Source organism: Planomonospora corallina (genome assembly GCF_042650625.1).
Classification (GTDB): domain Bacteria; phylum Actinomycetota; class Actinomycetes; order Streptosporangiales; family Streptosporangiaceae; genus Planomonospora_B; species Planomonospora_B corallina.
Window position 1 is genome coordinate 53,287 of record NZ_JBHSBM010000016.1, and the last position, 16,372, is coordinate 69,658.

The 16,372-nt window shown below is 73.9% G+C and carries 13 protein-coding genes; 6 read left to right on the forward strand and 7 right to left on the reverse strand.

The window, feature by feature from the left end; all coding sequences use genetic code 11:
• Positions 1–15 precede the first annotated feature (15 nt).
• Complete coding sequence (locus tag ACFOWE_RS11305; protein ID WP_377287211.1) at positions 16–996, reverse strand: 2-hydroxyacid dehydrogenase; 981 nt, start codon at positions 994–996, stop codon at positions 16–18.
• A 194-nt stretch (positions 997–1,190) separates the two neighbouring features.
• Between ACFOWE_RS11305 and ACFOWE_RS11310 the strand changes: the two genes are divergently transcribed.
• Complete coding sequence (locus tag ACFOWE_RS11310; RefSeq protein ID WP_377287212.1) at positions 1,191–2,282, forward strand: methyl-accepting chemotaxis protein; 1,092 nt, start codon at positions 1,191–1,193, stop codon at positions 2,280–2,282.
• 194 nt (positions 2,283–2,476) lie between these two features.
• Here the strand turns inward: ACFOWE_RS11310 and ACFOWE_RS11315 are convergent, their stop codons facing one another.
• Positions 2,477–2,710 carry a hypothetical protein gene (locus ACFOWE_RS11315; protein ID WP_377287213.1) on the reverse strand — a complete coding sequence of 78 codons (234 nt, stop codon included), beginning with the start codon at positions 2,708–2,710 and terminating at the stop codon, positions 2,477–2,479.
• A 9-nt stretch (positions 2,711–2,719) separates the two neighbouring features.
• Positions 2,720–4,072, reverse strand: coding sequence for a S8 family peptidase (locus ACFOWE_RS11320; protein WP_377287214.1), 1,353 nt, complete (start codon positions 4,070–4,072; stop codon positions 2,720–2,722).
• A 115-nt stretch (positions 4,073–4,187) separates the two neighbouring features.
• On the opposite strand from ACFOWE_RS11320, the gene ACFOWE_RS11325 reads away from it, so the two are divergent.
• Positions 4,188–6,230, forward strand: coding sequence for a spermidine synthase (locus ACFOWE_RS11325; RefSeq protein ID WP_377287215.1), 2,043 nt, complete (start codon positions 4,188–4,190; stop codon positions 6,228–6,230).
• 110 nt (positions 6,231–6,340) lie between these two features.
• Here the strand turns inward: ACFOWE_RS11325 and ACFOWE_RS11330 are convergent, their stop codons facing one another.
• On the reverse strand, positions 6,341–8,305 hold the full coding sequence (locus tag ACFOWE_RS11330) for an LCP family protein (protein ID WP_377287216.1): 1,965 nt from the start codon (positions 8,303–8,305) through the stop codon (positions 6,341–6,343).
• A gap of 596 nt (positions 8,306–8,901) precedes the next feature.
• Here ACFOWE_RS11330 and ACFOWE_RS11335 point away from each other — a divergent pair.
• The 3 genes from ACFOWE_RS11335 (at position 8,902) to ACFOWE_RS11345 (ending at position 11,545) form a co-directional block, all read left to right on the forward strand.
• Positions 8,902–9,771: a LysR family transcriptional regulator gene (locus tag ACFOWE_RS11335; RefSeq protein WP_377287217.1), complete on the forward strand. Its 870-nt coding sequence runs from the start codon at positions 8,902–8,904 to the stop codon at positions 9,769–9,771.
• A 96-nt stretch (positions 9,772–9,867) separates the two neighbouring features.
• Complete coding sequence (folP, locus tag ACFOWE_RS11340; protein WP_377287218.1) at positions 9,868–10,698, forward strand: dihydropteroate synthase; 831 nt, start codon at positions 9,868–9,870, stop codon at positions 10,696–10,698.
• Between the two features lie 184 nt (positions 10,699–10,882).
• A complete protein-coding gene (locus tag ACFOWE_RS11345) occupies positions 10,883–11,545 on the forward strand; it encodes a potassium channel family protein (RefSeq protein ID WP_377287219.1) in 663 nt (220 codons plus the stop codon).
• A 434-nt stretch (positions 11,546–11,979) separates the two neighbouring features.
• Here ACFOWE_RS11345 and ACFOWE_RS11350 read toward each other — a convergent pair whose 3' ends face one another.
• The 3 genes from ACFOWE_RS11350 to ACFOWE_RS11360 form a co-directional block, all read right to left on the reverse strand.
• The gene (locus ACFOWE_RS11350) at positions 11,980–12,603 is read right to left on the reverse strand and encodes a TetR/AcrR family transcriptional regulator (protein WP_377287220.1); all 624 of its coding nucleotides are present in this window, start codon (positions 12,601–12,603) and stop codon (positions 11,980–11,982) included.
• Positions 12,604–12,687: 84 nt separating this feature from the next.
• Positions 12,688–14,169, reverse strand: coding sequence for a sensor histidine kinase (locus tag ACFOWE_RS11355; protein ID WP_377287221.1), 1,482 nt, complete (start codon positions 14,167–14,169; stop codon positions 12,688–12,690).
• Entirely contained in the window at positions 14,159–14,833 is a 675-nt protein-coding gene (locus ACFOWE_RS11360) for a response regulator transcription factor (protein WP_377287222.1), read from the reverse strand. Before ACFOWE_RS11360 ends, ACFOWE_RS11355 begins: the two co-directional genes overlap by 11 nt.
• Before the next feature lie 155 nt (positions 14,834–14,988).
• Between ACFOWE_RS11360 and ACFOWE_RS11365 the strand changes: the two genes are divergently transcribed.
• Positions 14,989–16,242, forward strand: a complete 1,254-nt coding sequence (locus ACFOWE_RS11365; RefSeq protein ID WP_377287223.1) for a LolA family protein — start codon at positions 14,989–14,991, stop codon at positions 16,240–16,242.
• Positions 16,243–16,372: the final 130 nt, after the last annotated feature.

The window sequence follows — 16,372 nt, forward strand, 5'->3', positions numbered from 1 at the left end:
CCCGGCTTCCGGCCCTCAGCCTCCGGCCGCGACGGCGTCGTGCGGCTTCTCCCCGTCGAGGTGGCGGCGGACGTTCTCGATCGCGGCCAGCGCGATCCGGACGAGCGTCTCGCGGGTGACCGCCCCGGCGTGCGGGGTGAGCACCACGTTGGGCGCGGACAGCAGCCGCATGCCGGACGGCGGCGGCTCCGGGTCGAACACGTCGATGCCCGCGGCGGCGAGGCGGCCGCCCTCCAGCGCGTCGGCGAGCGCGTCCTGGTCGATCAGCGGGCCGCGCGCGGTGTTCACCACGATGGCGGTCGGCTTGAGCAGGGCCAGCCGGCGGGCGTCCAGCAGGTTCCTGGTGCCGTCGTTGAGCGGCGCGTGCAAGGTGACGACGTCGGACAGGCGCAGGAGCTCCTCCAGCTCCGTCCAGCGCGCGCCGGTGCGTTCCTCGACGTCGGCCGGGGCGCGGCGCCGGGAGCTGTAGAGCACCGTCATGTCGAAGGCGGCGGCCTTGCGGGCGACGTCGCGGCCGATGTGGCCCAGCCCGACGATGCCGATGGTCTTGCCGGCCAGCTCCGTCAGCTCCGGGCGGAGACGGGGCAGCGCCCACTCGCCCGCGGCGAGCGCGGTGCTGGCCGGGACGATCTTCTTGGCGCAGGCGAGGATGAGCGCGAAGGTGTGCTCGGCGACGCTGTTGCCCTCGGCCCCGCTGGAGGCGATGGTGCACACCGCGACGCCGCGGGCGTGCGCGGCGGCCAGGTCGACGTGGTCGTGGCCGTGGCCGACGCACTGCACCAGCTCCAGGTCGCCGGCGGCCGCGATGTGCTCCGCGCCGACCGGGCTGAGCGCGCTGACGATCACGTGGGCCGAGGCGAGGGCGCCGGGGTCCTCGCCGGCGGACTCCACGACGGTGACGTTCGCGCGGCCGGCGAGCAGCCCGGCCAGGGCGGCTCCCGCCGCACGCCCGCCGACCTGCGGCGGGATGACGGCCAGGACGTTCTTGGGGGACACGCTCGTCTCCTGTGGTGGTGCGGGGTGCGCGGGCAGGACCGATGATCGCGGCAACGGCTCCCGGACGTCCACCCCCGGCCGCCGGGACACGGTGGAGACGGAGGTGGCGGAGGTCTCCCACGGAAGTCCGGACATCCCTCAGGTCCGTCCCCGCCGTGCCGATCGGCTTCTGTGAAGAGCCAAAAGGAGCAGACATGATGAAATGGTGGCGCTCTCGCCGGACAGCTGCGGACACCCACCCGCTGGTGCAGACGCGCGAGTCGCTGCTGGCCGCGCTGGACCACGCGCCCGTGGTGCTGTTGATGCTGGACGAGGCCGGCAACGTCGTCTACCGCAACCAGGAGGCCGACAAGCTCCTGCAGCGGACCGCGGCCGACTACGGGATGGAGGCGCTGCTGATGCTCGCCGACCTCGCCAAGAAGGAGACGCGCGGTGCCCGCTCCTTCCCGCACCACGTGGTCACCGAGATGGCCTTCAAGGGCGAGACGGTCTACGGGTCGAGCGACTACCAGCGGATCCCCGGCGGCTACATCATGACCTGGGAGGACGCGACGGAGAAGGTCGTCGCCGAGAAGGCCGTCCACGAGCTCTCGCGGGAGCTCATCGCGGCCAGCGCGGGCCTGAGCGAGGCCGGCGAGGAGCTCGTGCGGACCTCCGGGGAGAGCGCCGGGCAGGCGGAGACCGTCTCGCACAGCTCCACGGAGCTGAGCGAGAGCATCCAGGAGATCTCCCGCGGCGTCAGCAACGCGGCCGCCGGCACCACGACCGCCGCCGAGTCGGCGCGGGACGCGACCCGCAGGATGGAGCAGCTGCAGGAGTCGAGCCGGCAGATCGGCAGCATCACCAAGCTGATCACCGAGATCGCCGAGCAGACCAAGCTCCTCGCGCTGAACGCCACCATCGAGTCCGCCCGGGCCGGCGAGGCGGGCAAGGGCTTCGCGGTCGTGGCGAGCGAGGTCAAGGACCTGGCCGCCCGCACGGCGGAGGCCACCGCGCAGATCACCGAGATGATCGACGGGATCCAGGCGGAGAGCACCCAGGCGGCCGAGGGCATCGCCGGGATCGCCGGGCTCATCAACACCGTGGCCGAGCAGCAGACGCTGATCGCCACCACGGTGGAGGAGCAGAGCGCGACCAGTACGGAGATGTCCCGCGGCATGGTCGCGGTCGCCGCCTCCGGCCAGGCGGCGGCCCGCGCAGCCGAGACCGTGCTCACCGCCGCCGCGGCCCTGAAGGAACACGCCGCCCGGCTCAGCACGGTCACGGAGGCCATGGCCCGCCGCTGACCCGCCCCGGGCCTCCTCCGGTCCCCCGGCCGTCCGGCGGCCGGGGGACCGCTCGCGTTCCGCCGGTCCCTGGCGCGGGGCGTCCTGCGGTGTCCTGCCGTGTTCTCCGGTGTTCCCCGGTGTTCTGCAGCGTCCTGCGGTGTCCTGCCGTGTTCTCCGGTGTCCTGCCGTGCCCTGCTGTGTCCTGCCGTGCTCTACCGGGGCGGGCCGTACGGCTCGATGGGCGGGTCGGAGTAGGGGCCGCCGTCTCCGCGCCGGTCCATCCGGCGGGCGGCGGCCTCCGACACGCGCAGGCCGTACAGGTCCTGCCCCGGGTCGATCGCCACCAGGCCGTAGCCGGTGTCGACCTCCTCCTCCGGCAGCCCCAGCTCCTCCAGGGCCCGCTCCAGCGTCGCCCCGGCCGGCAGCCGTACCGTCACCAGTCGCATGGCACCACGCTACGCCTCGAGCCTGCGGACCAGCGCGGCGAGAACTCCGCGCGCGTCCGCGACGCCGTAGCCGTAGTCGTGGTCGAACCCCATCGTGCCGTGGTCGTCGGCGGTGCGGCGGAGCAGGGTGCGCAGCTGGGCGGGGGAGAGGCGGGAGACCGGCCACCGCGTGCGGACGGCCGCCACCAGGCCGGCGGCGACCGGGCAGGCGGCCGAGGTGCCGGAGTCCGGCTGGTCGTCGCCGAACGCCCGGGAGCCGGAGAAGTGCGTGTAGGCGCACAGGTCGGGCTTGCGCTCGTCCAGCCGGCCCGGCCCCTGCGAGGAGTAGCCGACCCGCTCGCCGCCGGTGTCGACACCGCCGACGGACAGCACCCGGGAGTGGGAGTTGGCCCCCACGATCGGGCGGTCCGGGAAGGCGCACCGGCCGTCGCGGCAGTCGCGCCCGCAGTTCCCGGCCGCGAACAGCACGTCGGCGCCCGCGTCGTCCAGGCCGGCCACGATCAGGTTGAACGGGTGCGCCGGGTTGTCCGAGTAGTTGCCCGGGTGCCCCACGGGGAAGTCCCAGCGCGGGGAGAAGGAGCCCCAGCTGTTGCTGACCACCAGGGCGCGTGTCTCCTCCGGCTGCTCCTCCAGGACCGCGCGCAGATGGGCGAAGGCCGCCACCGCGTCGGAGAGCAGCCCGTCCACGGCCGAGCCGCCCGGCCGCTGGGAGAGCAGCACGGGCACGTCGAGCAGCGTGGCCCGGGGTGCGGCGATGAGCGTGTCGAAGGCGCACATCGTGCCGTGGCCCACCTCGAACTCGCCCGGTTTGCCGGTCACGCCGGCCGGGTTCCAGCTCCGCCCGGCGTCCAGCGTGAAGTCCCTGCCGAGGTGGCGGACGACGTGCGGGGCGTTGATCCCGGTGTCCAGCACCGCGAGCGCCACGCCCGTCCCGTCCAGTCCCGCGGCCGCCAGCTCGTCGACGGCCAGCAGCCGCTCCACGTCGTGCCAGTCGCCCACCGGGGGGTCGCCGCCGCAGGTGAGGTTCGTCTCGATCACCGGGTCGGCGAAGACGCCGGTGACGTCGGCGCGGAGCGCGGGCAGCAGGGCGAGCCGGACCGACGCCTCGTCGTCGGAGATCTCCCCGCGGACCAGGACCGAGGCATCCTCCGCGGCGAAGGAGAACCGCACCGGCCGGCGCAGCGAGAGCGGGTCGCCGTCCGGAGGCGGGACCGGGCGCGGCACGGCCACCGGGGTGAAGGAGGGGTCGAGGACGACCCCCGGCAGGCCGTCGGCGACGTCGGCCGTGGTCGCGGTCATGCCGGGGTCGGCCACGGCCGCGACGACGTCGGGAGAGGGGCGGAGCTGGATCAGGACCCGCATGGTGCACCACCGAGGGTTCGACGACAGCGACCTCCCCACGTTCCTGCATCCGCCCGGCCGAGTCCAGTGGCGCCGTGCTTCCCCGCGGGGGCCGGGATCACTACGTTCAGAGGGCATGACCGCAGCGGCGCAGAGCACACCGTCCCGACCCCCCGGCACCCGGCCCGCGCACTCGCTGGCCACCCGTCCCAGGCTGGTCGTGGCCAGCGCCTTCATGCTCTTCCTGGAGCTGGCGCTGATCCGGTGGACCGGCTCGAACATCGTCCACCTGAGCTACTTCACCAACTTCGTGCTGCTCGGCTCGTTCCTCGGCATCGGGCTGGGATTCCTGCGGGTGGGACGGACGGACCGGGCGCCGTACTACTCGCCGATCACGCTGGCCGCCCTGGTCCTGGTCGTGCTGGTCTTCCCGGTCACCGTGGACCGGCAGACCGAGGGCGTGCTCTACTGGACCAGCCTGAGCGCGGGCGGGCCGCCGCCCTGGCTGATCCTGCCGGTGGTCTTCGTCGCCGCGGCCGTCGTGCTGATGGGCCCCGCCGAGCTGGTCGGGCGGTGCTTTCCGGAGCTCGACCGGCTGGAGGCCTACCGCTACGACCTGATCGGCAGCCTGACCGGGATCGGCCTGTTCACCGCGCTGTCGTTCCTCGGCGCTCCCCCGGTGGCGTGGGGCGTCGTCGCCGCGCTCGCCTACGCCGTCCTGCTCTGGCCCCGGAGCCTGCGGGGGCGGCTGGCACTGGCCGTGCCGGCGCTGCTGGTGGTCGGCGCGCTGGGCGTCGAGACGCTGACCGCGGGGGCCCTGTGGTCGCCCTACTACAAGGTGACCCACCACCGCTTCGAGCACCAGGGCGTGCCGGTGACGGACATCCAGGTCAACGGGATCCCGCACCAGCAGGCGATCCCGGCGGCCAAGCGCCTGGAGTGGGAGCGGCAGTACGCCCTGCCGTACGAGCGGGCGGCCGCGGGACGTCTGGACGACGTGCTGATCGTGGGCGCCGGAAGCGGCACCGACGTGGCGATCGCGCTGGCCAGGGGCGCCCGGCGGGTGGACGCGGTGGAGATCGACCCCCGCCTGCGCGAGCTGGGCGCCGCCCACCCGGACCGGCCCTACGACGACCCCCGCGTCACCGCGCACATCACCGACGGCCGCGCCTTCCTGGAGCGGACCGGCGCGAAGTACGACCTGATCCTGTTCGCCCTGCCCGACTCGCTCACCCTCGTCTCCGGCGCGAGCTCGCTCCGGCTGGAGAGCTATCTGTTCACCCGGGAGGCGATCGAGGCGGCCCGCGAGCGCCTCAAGCCCGGCGGCGCCTTCTCGATGTACAACTACTACCGCGAGAGCTGGCTGGTGGACCGGCTCGCCTCGACCGTGCAGGCCGCCTTCGGCCACCGGCCGTGCGTGGACGTCGTCAGCCGGGCCGGCCAGCAGGCCGTGATCACCGCGGGGCTCACCGCCGCCGACCAGTCCTGCGGTGAGCCGTGGGCGGGCGCCGCCGCCGGGACCCCGCCGCCGCCGGCGGACGACCTCCCCTTCCTCTACCTGAAGGAGCGGACGGTCCCGGGGATCTACGTCGTCACCCTGGCCCTGATCCTGGCCGTGAGCCTGCTCGCGGTCCGCGCGCTGGCCGGGCCGTACGGCCGCATGCGTCCCTACGCCGACCTGTTCCTGCTCGGGGTGGCGTTCCTGCTGCTGGAGACCAGGAGCGTGACGGGGTTCGCGCTGCTGTTCGGCACCACCTGGGTGGTCAACGCGATCGTGTTCGCCGGGGTGCTGGTCGCGGTGCTGGCCGCGGTGGAGGTCACGCGCCGCCTGCGCACCCCGTCGCTGCCCGTCATGTACGGCGTGCTGCTGGCCGGGCTGGCGCTGGCCTGGCTGGTGCCGGACTCCTGGCTGCTGAGCCTGCCGGTGCCGTTGCGGGCGGCGGCCGCGGTGGTCGTGGCGTTCCTGCCGATCTTCGCGGCCAACGTGGTGTTCGCCAAGCGCTTCGCGGACTCCGCCGACGCCACGACCGCCTTCGGCGCGAACCTGCTCGGCGCGATGGCCGGCGGCTGCCTGGAGTACCTGGCGCTGGTCATCGGCTACCGGGGGCTGCTGGTCGTGGCGGCCGTGCTGTACCTGGGGGCGTTCGCGCTGCTGCCCCGGAGCGCCCGGGCCGCCTGACGGGCGGCGCCGGAGGCCGGCCGGAGGGCCGGGAGCGCGCCGACCGGCCGGGAAAGGCGCGGGCCCGGACCCCGCGCGGGGATCCGGGCCCGGACGGCCGGCGGCCCGCCCTAGAGACCGCAGAGCTCGTCGAGGGACTGGGCGCCCTTGTTGGCGGTCGGGCTCTTGGAGGGCGTCGCCTTCGGCGGCGCGCTGAGGGTCGGGGTGGGCGAGGCGCCGGTCCCGGGCGTGGTCGTCTTGCGGGCGGCCAGCTGGGCGCGGCTGGGCTGGACCGACTGGCGCAGGGCCTTGGCGGCCGCGGTGCGGATCTTCTGCCAGTCGGGCCTGCCGCTGTAGAACTCCGGTGGCACGAACTGGAGGCTGGTGATCTTCGCGTCCTTGATCTTGAGGGCGAGTTCGGCCAGGTGCTCCAGCAGGTCGCGCGGGACGTTCGTCTGGGCCATGCGCCGGGCCACTCTCGCGATCTTGGTGAAGTTCGTGAGCACCACGGCCGGGGTGGCCTGCTTGGCGAAGGCGCCGATGACGCAGCGCTGGCGGGCCATCCGGGAGAAGTCGTCGCTGCCGACGCGCGAGCGGCCGTACCAGAGGGCCTCCTCGCCGGAGAGCGTTCGGTGGCCCGCCTTGATCGTGCCCGCGGTGCCGAACGATCCGCCGTACTTGACGTCCTGGTCCACCCGGATCTTCAGGCCGCCGATGGCGTCGACGAGGTGGGCGAAGCCGTACATGTTGATCAGGACGTAGTAGTCGATGTCGAGGTTGAGCGTGTAGCCGATGGCGTCCATGAGCGCCCGGGGCCCCTGGTGCTTGCGGCCCATGACCTCCGGGTGGTCCTCGGCGTACTGCCAGACCTCGTTGAGCAGGCCGCCGTTGGGCAGCTCGCTCATGAAGCCGTTGGGGAACTGCTTGGCCAGCGGGCTGCCGGGCGGGAAGCGCACGTGCTGCAGGTTGCGGGGGAGACTGAACATGACGGTGTTGCCGGTCTTGACGTGCACACTGGCCACGTTCATGCTGTCGGTCCGCACGCCCTCCCGGTTGCCGGCGCCGTCGCCGCCGATGAGCAGGAAGTTGACCCGGTCGCGCCCGTTCCAGGGGTCCTCGGCCTTGATGGGGATGGCCGGCGAGCCGTCCTGGGGGGTCTCCACGAAGATGTCGTTGGCCGTCTGCTTCACCTCCATGACCGCGCCGGCGGTCAGCGCGAAGGGCGCCATCACGGTCACGGCGAGCAGGCCGACGGCGGCGCCGGAGACGATCTGGCCCGTGCGGTTCAGCCGGCCGGGGCCGAGCGTGATGTAGGAGGAGAGCACCAGCAGGAACCAGGTGAGCGCGCCGGCCCCGGCCAGCACCACCGCCGTGGTGAGGACGCCGTCCCGGGTGGCGATGCCCACGTTCCCGCTGAGCACGAGGGCGGTGACGACCACGGCCGCCAGCAGTGCGCCGAAGGCGCCGAGCAGGATGTAGCCGGTGCGGCGCCGGCCCGCGCGCAGGTGCGCCGCGCCGGGCAGGAGCGCCGAGAGCGCGGTCCAGCCGATGAGCGCCCCGGTCGTCAGGGGCCGGGCGAAGCGCGGCCGCGCCGCCGGCGCGGGGGCGGGTTCGGAGGCGTTCCCGGATGTGCTCCCAGATGTGCTTCCGGACGTGTTCCCGGGCCCCGGGACGAAGTCCGGCCCGGCGGGAGAGCCGTTCCCGGTCTCGGGGGCGGGTCCGGCCTTGGACGCGGCCCCCGGTCCCGGCCCTGCTCCCGTGCCGGTCCCGGAATCCGATCCGGAATCGGCCGAGGCGGACGAGCCGGACGAGGCGGACCCGGCCCGCGGCGCGGAACCGGCGTCCGGGCCGGAGCCGGGTGGGCTGCCGGCGCCCGGGTCTGCGGGTGGGGTCCCGGCACCCGGGACGGCGCCCGGTGGAATGCCGGCGCCGGCAGCCGCCCCGTCCGAGCCCGTCCGGGACGTGCCGGAGCCCGCCGGGGCGGAGGCGACGGGCCTGTCCGGGGAGCCGGCCCGCGCAGGGCGGCCCTCGGGGACGGGGCCCGCGGCCGTGATCCGCGCGAACTGCCCGGTCTCCTCGGGACCCGTGCCCGTCACCGGTCCCGGCTGGGCGCCGGATGCCCGTACGGCCGGGGTCTCGGATGCGTCACCGGAACGTGCCGGGCGCGTGGCCCGTCGCCGAGGGCGCCGTTTCCCGCCCTGACCGGTGACATCCCCCGAGTCCTGGCCAAGGTGCATCGTCACACCGCTTCCTATGGTTCACCCGGTCCACCTGGCTGAACATGCCAAGGCTCCCCGATTGCAGAGAATTGCCCTGGATTCTAGCCCCCATATCTGGACATGGCAGACAGGTGACCAATCCGGGATGAACGGGTGTTTAATCCGCGAAATCAAGGAGGCAGGGCTCTCCGACCGCCGTGTCGGCCGTACGGCCGTGGCCATGCCGCCCAGGGCGAGGGCGGGCCGTCGGCGGGAAGGGCGGGCCGGGTCCGGGACGCGGCCGGTCCGGCTGCCCGGTGGCCGGACCGGCCGGCGGGACCCCTCGGCCTGACGTCCGCCGGATCAAGGACGTAAGCACACATGTTCATCACCCGTCACGGATGTGACAGTGCCCGGTCACAGCGTGTGTTCGGGTGGGGTGATCTCTGCGATGTCCCGGGCCGATCCGGCCGCCGTGTCCTAGCTTCGGAGCCATGAATCTGCAGCAGCTCCGCTACGTGGTCGCGACGGCGGAGCACCGCACCATGACCGACGCGGCCAGGTCGCTGTACATCGCACAACCTGCGCTCTCCCGTGCGATCAGAGACCTGGAACGAGAGCTCGGGATGACGTTGTTCGCCCGCTCCGGGCGCGGCGTGATCGTCACGGCGCAGGGGCGCCGGGTGGTCAAGCTGGCCCGGGAGGCGCTCGACGCCGTCCACGAGATCGAGGCGCTCTCCGTCCAGGGCCGGTCGCCCGCGGCGGAACTGCGCATCGCCTCGACCTCCGGCCTCGAGCCGGGGGTGGCCGGACGCATCCTCCGGGCCTACACCGCCGAACATCCCAAGGTGCGCGTGCACATCGTCCGTTGCGACGGACGGGACGGCGTGGTCAACGCCATCAGGGACCAGCGGGCCGACCTCGGCCTCACGGACCTGCCCGTCCCCGCCGATCTCGTCAGTCACCCGCTGGAGCGGCAGGAGATCGTGCTGGTCTCCCCGCCCGGCCTCGACCTGCCCGATCCGGTCCCGGTCCGCATGCTCGACGGCATGCGGCTGGTGCTGCCGCCCGGCGGCAGCGCCCGGCGCAGGGAGTTCGACGCGCTGTTCGCCCGGTACGGCGTCGCCCCCGTGGCGGCCCCCCGGACCGACGAACGCGGCAACCGGCTGGAGCAGGTCCTCGCGGGCGAGGCCTCCCTGCTCTGGTACCGCGGGACGGCCGAGCAGGCCGTCCGGGCCGGACTGGTGGTCCGGTCGCTCGATCCCCCGGTCCGCCGGGTGATCGCGCTCGTCCACGCGAGGCGGCGCCTGCCCGCCCTCGCGAGAGAGTTCCTGACCGTGGCCGAGGGTGGGTCGGCCGCCTAGGAACGCCTGGCACACCAGCCAGAGGAAGAAATCCCACGGAGGCGGCGCAGGTGGGAGCGCCGGCCTCTCCGGCACCGGTCGCTAGGATCGGTCCCGATGACTATCTTGCGCCTGCGCGGCCGTGAGTTCCGGCCCGGCGAGTTCGCGATCATGGCGGTGGTCAACCGCACCCCCGACTCGTTCTTCGACCAGGGCAGGACCTACGGGTTCGGCGCCGCCCTGGAGGCGGTGGACAGGGCCGTCGACGGCGGCGCGGACATCGTCGACATCGGCGGGGTGAAGGCCGGCCCCGGTGACGAGGTGGACCCGGCCGAGGAGATCCGCAGGGTGGCCGACCTGGTCGCGGCGGTCCGCGAGCGCCACCCCGATCTGATCATCAGTGTCGACACCTGGCGCGCGGAGGTCGGCGAGGTCGTGGCCGAGGCGGGCGCCGACCTGCTCAACGACACCTGGGGCGGGGTGGACCCCGATCTGGCGAGGGTCGCCGCCGCGCACGGCACCGGACTGGTCTGCGCGCACGCCGGGCGCGTCGCGCCGCGCACCCGCCCGCACCGCATCGGCTACGCCGACGTGGTGGCGGACGTGATCGGCTACACCGTGGACCTGGCCGAGCGGGCGGTGGCCGCCGGGGTCGCCCGCGAGTCGGTCCTCATCGACCCGGCGCACGACTTCGGCAAGAACACCTACCACTCCCTGGAGGTCAGCCGCCGCCTGGACGAGATGGTCGCCACCGGCTGGCCGGTGCTCGTCGCGGTCTCCAACAAGGACTTCGTCGGCGAGACCCTCGGAGGTCTCGCCGTCACCGAGCGGCACGCCGGCACCATGGCGACCCTCGCGGTCTCCGCCTGGCAGGGCGCCCGGGTCTTCCGCGTCCACGACGCCGCCTCCGCCCGCGCCGCCCTGGCCGCCGTCACCGCCCTCCGGTAGGGGCGCTGACCGCCACCGCCCGGCGGGGTCCGCTACGGTGGGCGTGTCCACGGGGGTGCCACGGGGTGCCACAGTGGTTCCCGGGGGTTCCGGCGGCTCCGGTGGGGCCGGCTCCGGTGCCGCCCCCGTCCGGGCACGGGGGAGTACCCGCGCCCGCCGTCGTAAGCCCAGGAGGGGACGAGCGTTGCCTGTCGCGAGGAACGATCCCGTCGTGGTGATCGGGCTCGGCCGGTTCGGCGGCTCGCTGGCGGTGGAGCTGGTGCGCCGGGGCACCGAGGTGCTCGCCATCGACAGCCGGCCGAAGGTGGTCCAGAGCATGTCGGGCAAGCTCACCCACGTCGTCGCCGCCGACTCCACCGATCTGGAGGCGCTGCGCCAGCTCGGCGTGCCCGACTTCTACCGGGCCGTGGTCGCCATCGGCACCGATCTGGAGTCCAGCATCCTGACCACCTCCCTTCTGGCGGAGCTGGAGATCGAGGACATCTGGGCCAAGGCGATCAGCCGCGACCACGGCCGCATCCTGGAGCGGGTCGGCGCCCACCACGTGATCCTGCCCGAGCACGACATGGGTGAGCGGGTGGCGCATCTGCTCAACGGCCGGATGCTCGACTACATGGAGGTGGACGCCAACTACGCCCTGGTCAAGACCCGGCCGCCGCGGGACTACATCGGCGTGCCGCTGGGGGAGACCAACCTGCGCCGCAAGTACGGCGTGACGGTGGTCTGCGTCAAGGGGCAGTACGAGGAGTTCACCTACGCCGACGCCGACACCGTCCTCGGCTACGGCGACGTGATCATCATCGCGGGGAAGATCGAGGACGTGGAGCGGTTCGCCGAGGTCCCCTGAGCGGACGGGTCGGCCCGGGCATCCGAGGAGCGGAGCCGGAGAGCCGACCGGAGGACCGAAAGGGGCCACCCGTCCAGGGGGGGACAGACGGGTGGCCCGCGGAGGCGGGGGGACGCCTCATCGATGGTGGTCCGTGCCCCGGCGCGGGATCACCCGCACGAGGGGATGTCCCCATAGTGGCCCGGCCCGTCGTTTACCGCAATGTCCTGACAGAAGTAAATGAATCTGTTATCTCCGGTGCCGTCCACGCTCCCCGTGGCGCGGAACCATTCGCCCATGGAGCAGGGCCGCTCGCCCATGGGGCCGGGGCCGAGGCCGGGGCCGGGGGCGGGGAGCGGAGCGGCGCCGCCTGCCCGGTCGGCCGGAGCGGCGGTCCGGGGCGGAGGATGAGGCCGGGCGCTCCCGGGCGCTCCCGGGCGGGCCCGGGAGCGGGTTCAGGGCGGGTCGCCGGGCAGGCAGAGGGCCTGGTGGAGCATGCTGTGCAGGTGCGCGCGGAAGCGGCGCATGGCCCGCACGTCGCGGGGGCCGCGCCGCCGTCCCGCCTGGTCGAGCACGCCGCCGCGGGCGAAGCCGTGCGTGCACCAGATGACCGTCCAGATCGTGTACTCCACGTCGGCGTGCTCGCCGGCCAGGGGGAGGAGGGCGTCGGCGACGAACGCGGCCAGCGGCTGGACGTACTGCCGCTCCAGCTCGGTGATGTCGCCGGCGTCGGAGAGCCACCGGTGCATCCAGAGGGCGGGGATCTCCGGGTTCTCGGCGCAGAAGTCGACGTAGACGTCGAGCATCCGGTGCGCGGCGGCGACCTTCTCCTCGGGCGGGGCGGCCGTCAGCTCCTTGACCGCCGGCTCCAGGACGGCCAGCTCCGCCTGGTGGGCGCGCTCCATCACCGCGAGGTAGAGCTCGCGCTTGCCGCCGACGTGGTAGTTGACGGTGGCGATGTTCAACCCCACCGCCTCGGCGATCTGCCGGGTGGAGGTGCCGTCGTAGCCGAGCGCGGCGAAGAGCCGGGTCGCGGCCCGGAGGATCGTCTCCGGCTGGCCGCCATCGGGGGAGTTCATATTGTGACGATAAGTCCCATATGTCCATTGATCGATTGATTGATGGACAAAAGACGGTCAAGTCAGGACGGCGCGCCGGGATGGTCAGGACAGCGGGAGCCGCACCACCGCGCGCAGACCGGGGCGGGCGTCCTCCAGGTGCACCGCGCCGCCGTGCGCGTTGACCGTCTCGCGGACGATCGCCAGGCCCAGCCCGGCCCCGCCCTCGTCGCGGCTGCGCGCGCTGTCCAGCCGGGTGAACCGGTCGAAGACCCGCTCCCGGTCGGCCTCCGGGATGCCCGGCCCGTCGTCGGTCACGGTCAGCACCGCGTCCGCCCCCTCGGCCCGCACCTCGACCACCACCGGCGAGGCCGTGTGCCGCAGCGCGTTGTCGACGAGGTTGACCAGGACCCGCCCCAGGTCCAGCGCGTCCCCCGGCACCACGACGGACCCGCCCTCCCCGCCGGCCGCGATCCTCACCACGACCGCCTCGCCGTACCGCTCGACGGTCTGCCAGGCCAGCTCGTCCAGGCAGACCGGCTCTCGGCGCGCGAGCGCACCGCCCCGCTCGTCGAGGCGGGCCAGCGCGAGCAGGTCCTCCGCCAGCCGGGTCAGCCGCGTGGTGTCCTCCAGCACGCCCTCGGCGGTCTCCCGCCAGTCGTCCGGACCGCCGGGATGGCCGAGCGCCACCTCCAGCTGGAGCCGGATGCTGGCCAGCGGACTGCGCAGCTCGTGCGCGGCGTCGGAGACCAGGGCGCGCTGGCGGGCGTCGGCCCGCTCCAGCCGGTCCAGCATGGCGTTGAGCGTGGTGGCCAGACTGTAGACCTCGTCGCGGGACTCCGGGACCGGCAGGCGGCGGGAGCGCGCGGTGCCGGTGATCTCCTCGGCGCCCCGGCGCAGCGCGGTGATGGGCCGCAGCGTCCTGCCGATGATCACCCAGCTGATCCCGGCGAGCAGCACCAGCAGCAGCGGCGTCCCGATCAGCAGCACCCGTCCGGCGGTGGTGATGCTGGTCTCCACCTCGCCGAAGGAACGCGCCACGATCACCGTCTGCCCCCGGTCGGCGCGGAGCACCCGCACCCGGAGCAGGTGCGGGATCCCGTACGGCTCGCCGTCCAGGAACCGCGCGCCGCCGCCGGCGGGCACGGCCGCCCGCCGGCGCGCGTTCAACAGCGGGACCAGGCGGTCGGTGCCGGTGGTGGCGTGGGTGATCCGCCCGGCGGCGTCGATCACCTGGACGAGGGTGCCGTCGGAGGAGGTCAGCTCGCCGGGGAGCCGGCCGGCGTCGGCCAGCGCGACCATCTCCCTGGCCCGCTGGTGGAGCGAGTCGTCGATCCGGTCCAGCAGGGCCCGGGACATCACCCCCACCATCACGTAGGCGGAGACGGCCAGGGCCACCGCCAGCACCGCCGAGGCGACCGCGGTCAGCCGGAAGCGCAGACTCTTCCTCCGCCACCAGCCGGCGCCGCCGCCGCGGCGCCACCGCGGACCGCGCCGGGCGGTCCCGGCGGCCGGACCCGCGGCGGACCCTGCCGCGGATCTCGTCGCGGGGCCCGCGACCGGACCCCCGGCCGGTTCAGCCGCCATCGCCGGCCAGCCGGTATCCGGCCCCGCGCACCGTCTGCAGCGCGTTGCGCGAGAACGGCACGTCGATTTTGCGGCGCAGGTAGCCGACGTAGACCTCGACCACGTTCGGGTCGGTGTCGAAGGTGTCCCAGACGTGCTCCAGGATCTCGGCCTTGGAGACCACCTCGTCGTGCCGGCGGAGCAGGTACTCCAGCAGCGCGAACTCCCGGGGCGTCAGCTCGACCGGCGTCGTCCCCCGGCAGACCTTCCGCCGGGCCGGGTCAAGCGACAGGTCCCCGGCCCGCAGCACGGCCGGCCGCCGGGCCGTGCCGCGCCGCAGCAGCGCGCGGAGCCGCGCCACGAGCACCACGTAGGAGAACGGCTTGGTGAGGTAGTCGTCGGCGCCCAGGTCGAGCCCGTCGGCCATGTCGTACTCGCCGTCCTTGGCCGAGAGCATCAGGATCGGCACCCAGTTCTCCTCGGCCCGCAGCCGTTTGCAGACGTTGTAGCCGGAGAGCCGGGGCAGCATGATGTCCAGCACGACCACGTCGTAGTCGCCCTGCCGGGCCAGGTGGAGGCCCTCCTCGCCGTCGTACGCCAGATCGACCGCGAACCCCTCGGCCTGCAGTCCGCGCTGGAGCGCCGCAGCCATCCGCCGCTCGTCCTCCACGACGAGAACCCGCATTCCCTGCCTCCTTCGTGTCCGCCCCATCTTCGGCCAGTGCGCCTGAGAGGCCGCTGAGAACCCTGTGGACGCTCTCAGCCCGTCTCAGCTTCCGCACAGGACCCCCGGCGCAGGCTGCTGATGAAGACGCCGACGCCATACCGTAAAGGAGTGACATGTCTGAACGAACACGCCGCCGGGGGCGCACCGTGAGGTGGGGCGTGCCGGTGGCCGCGATCGCGGTGGTCGCCGGAGCGATCGGCGCGGGCCCGGTCATCGCGGCGGTCCAGGGAGACCCGGTCCTGCCCGAGCGCACCGCCGAGCAGTTGCTCGCCGACGCCGTCCAGGCGGCCCGCTCCGGTCCGGACCCCATGTCCGGCACCCTGGTGCAGACCTCCTCCCTCGGCCTGCCGGGCCTGCCGCAGGTGCCGGGCGCGGGCGGCAGCTCGCCCGCCACGCTGCTCGCGGGCTCCCACGAGCTCAAGGTCTGGTACGGCGGAGCCGACCGGGTCCGCCTGGCGCTGCCCGGCCGGATGAGCGAGACCGACCTGATCGTCAACGGCGACCAGGTGTGGCTCTGGGAGAGCGAGGCGAACACGGCCACCCGCATCACGGCCGGCCGTGAGGTCCTCGCGGAGCACCGTCCCGGCGGCGGGACGCTTCCCGGACCCGGGAGCGGCTCCGGGAACCCCGGGAACCCCGGGAACCCCGGGGATGCCGGGGACGCCGGGGACAGGGCCGCGGAGTCCCTGCCCGCGGCGGCCACGCCGCAGCAGATCGCGCGGGAGGTGCTCGAGCGGGCCGGCGCCGACACGGCGATCAGCGTGACCGACAACGAGAAGGTCGCCGGGCGCGACGCCTACCAGCTCACCCTCGCCCCCAAGGACGACGCGTCCCTGGTGCGGGAGATCAGGCTGGCGCTCGACGGCGAGACCCTGGTCCCGCTCCGGGTCCAGGTCTACGCCGACGGGTCGGCCGAGCCGGCCTTCGAGGTCGGATTCACCACGGTCACCTTCAGCGCGCCCGCTCCGGAGCACTTCGCCTTCACCCCGCCGCCCGGCGCGAAGGTCGAGGAGAAGCCGCTCGCCGACCTCGTCGGCGACATGGCCGACCGGCAGGAGAAGGAGGAGAAGCTCGCGGGCGAGGCCGAGATCGCAGGTGAGGGCTGGACGGCGGTCGCCGTGCTGCCCTTCTCCGAGCGGGAGTTGCGGGGTCTGGCCCAGGGAGGGAAGGACGGCGGCGAGGCGGCCGAGGACGGCGGCGCCGTCGCCGACGCCCTGCTGAAGTCCGCCGAGCAGGTCAGCGGGGCGTGGGGCAGCGGCAGGGTCGTCCGGACCAAGCTGGTCTCCGCGCTGCTCACCGATGACGGCCGCCTGCTCGTCGGAGCGGTCACCCCCGAACGCCTCATCGAGGTGGCCGGGCAGAAGTGAGCGTGACCCGCGGGGGCGCCCACCGGGGCGCCCCCGCCCCCGTCCAGGACATCGACGAGCGAAGGAGCGCCCGTGGTGACCGTCCGCACCGACCCCCCGGCCGGCTCCGGCTCCGGCTCCGGCTCCGGCT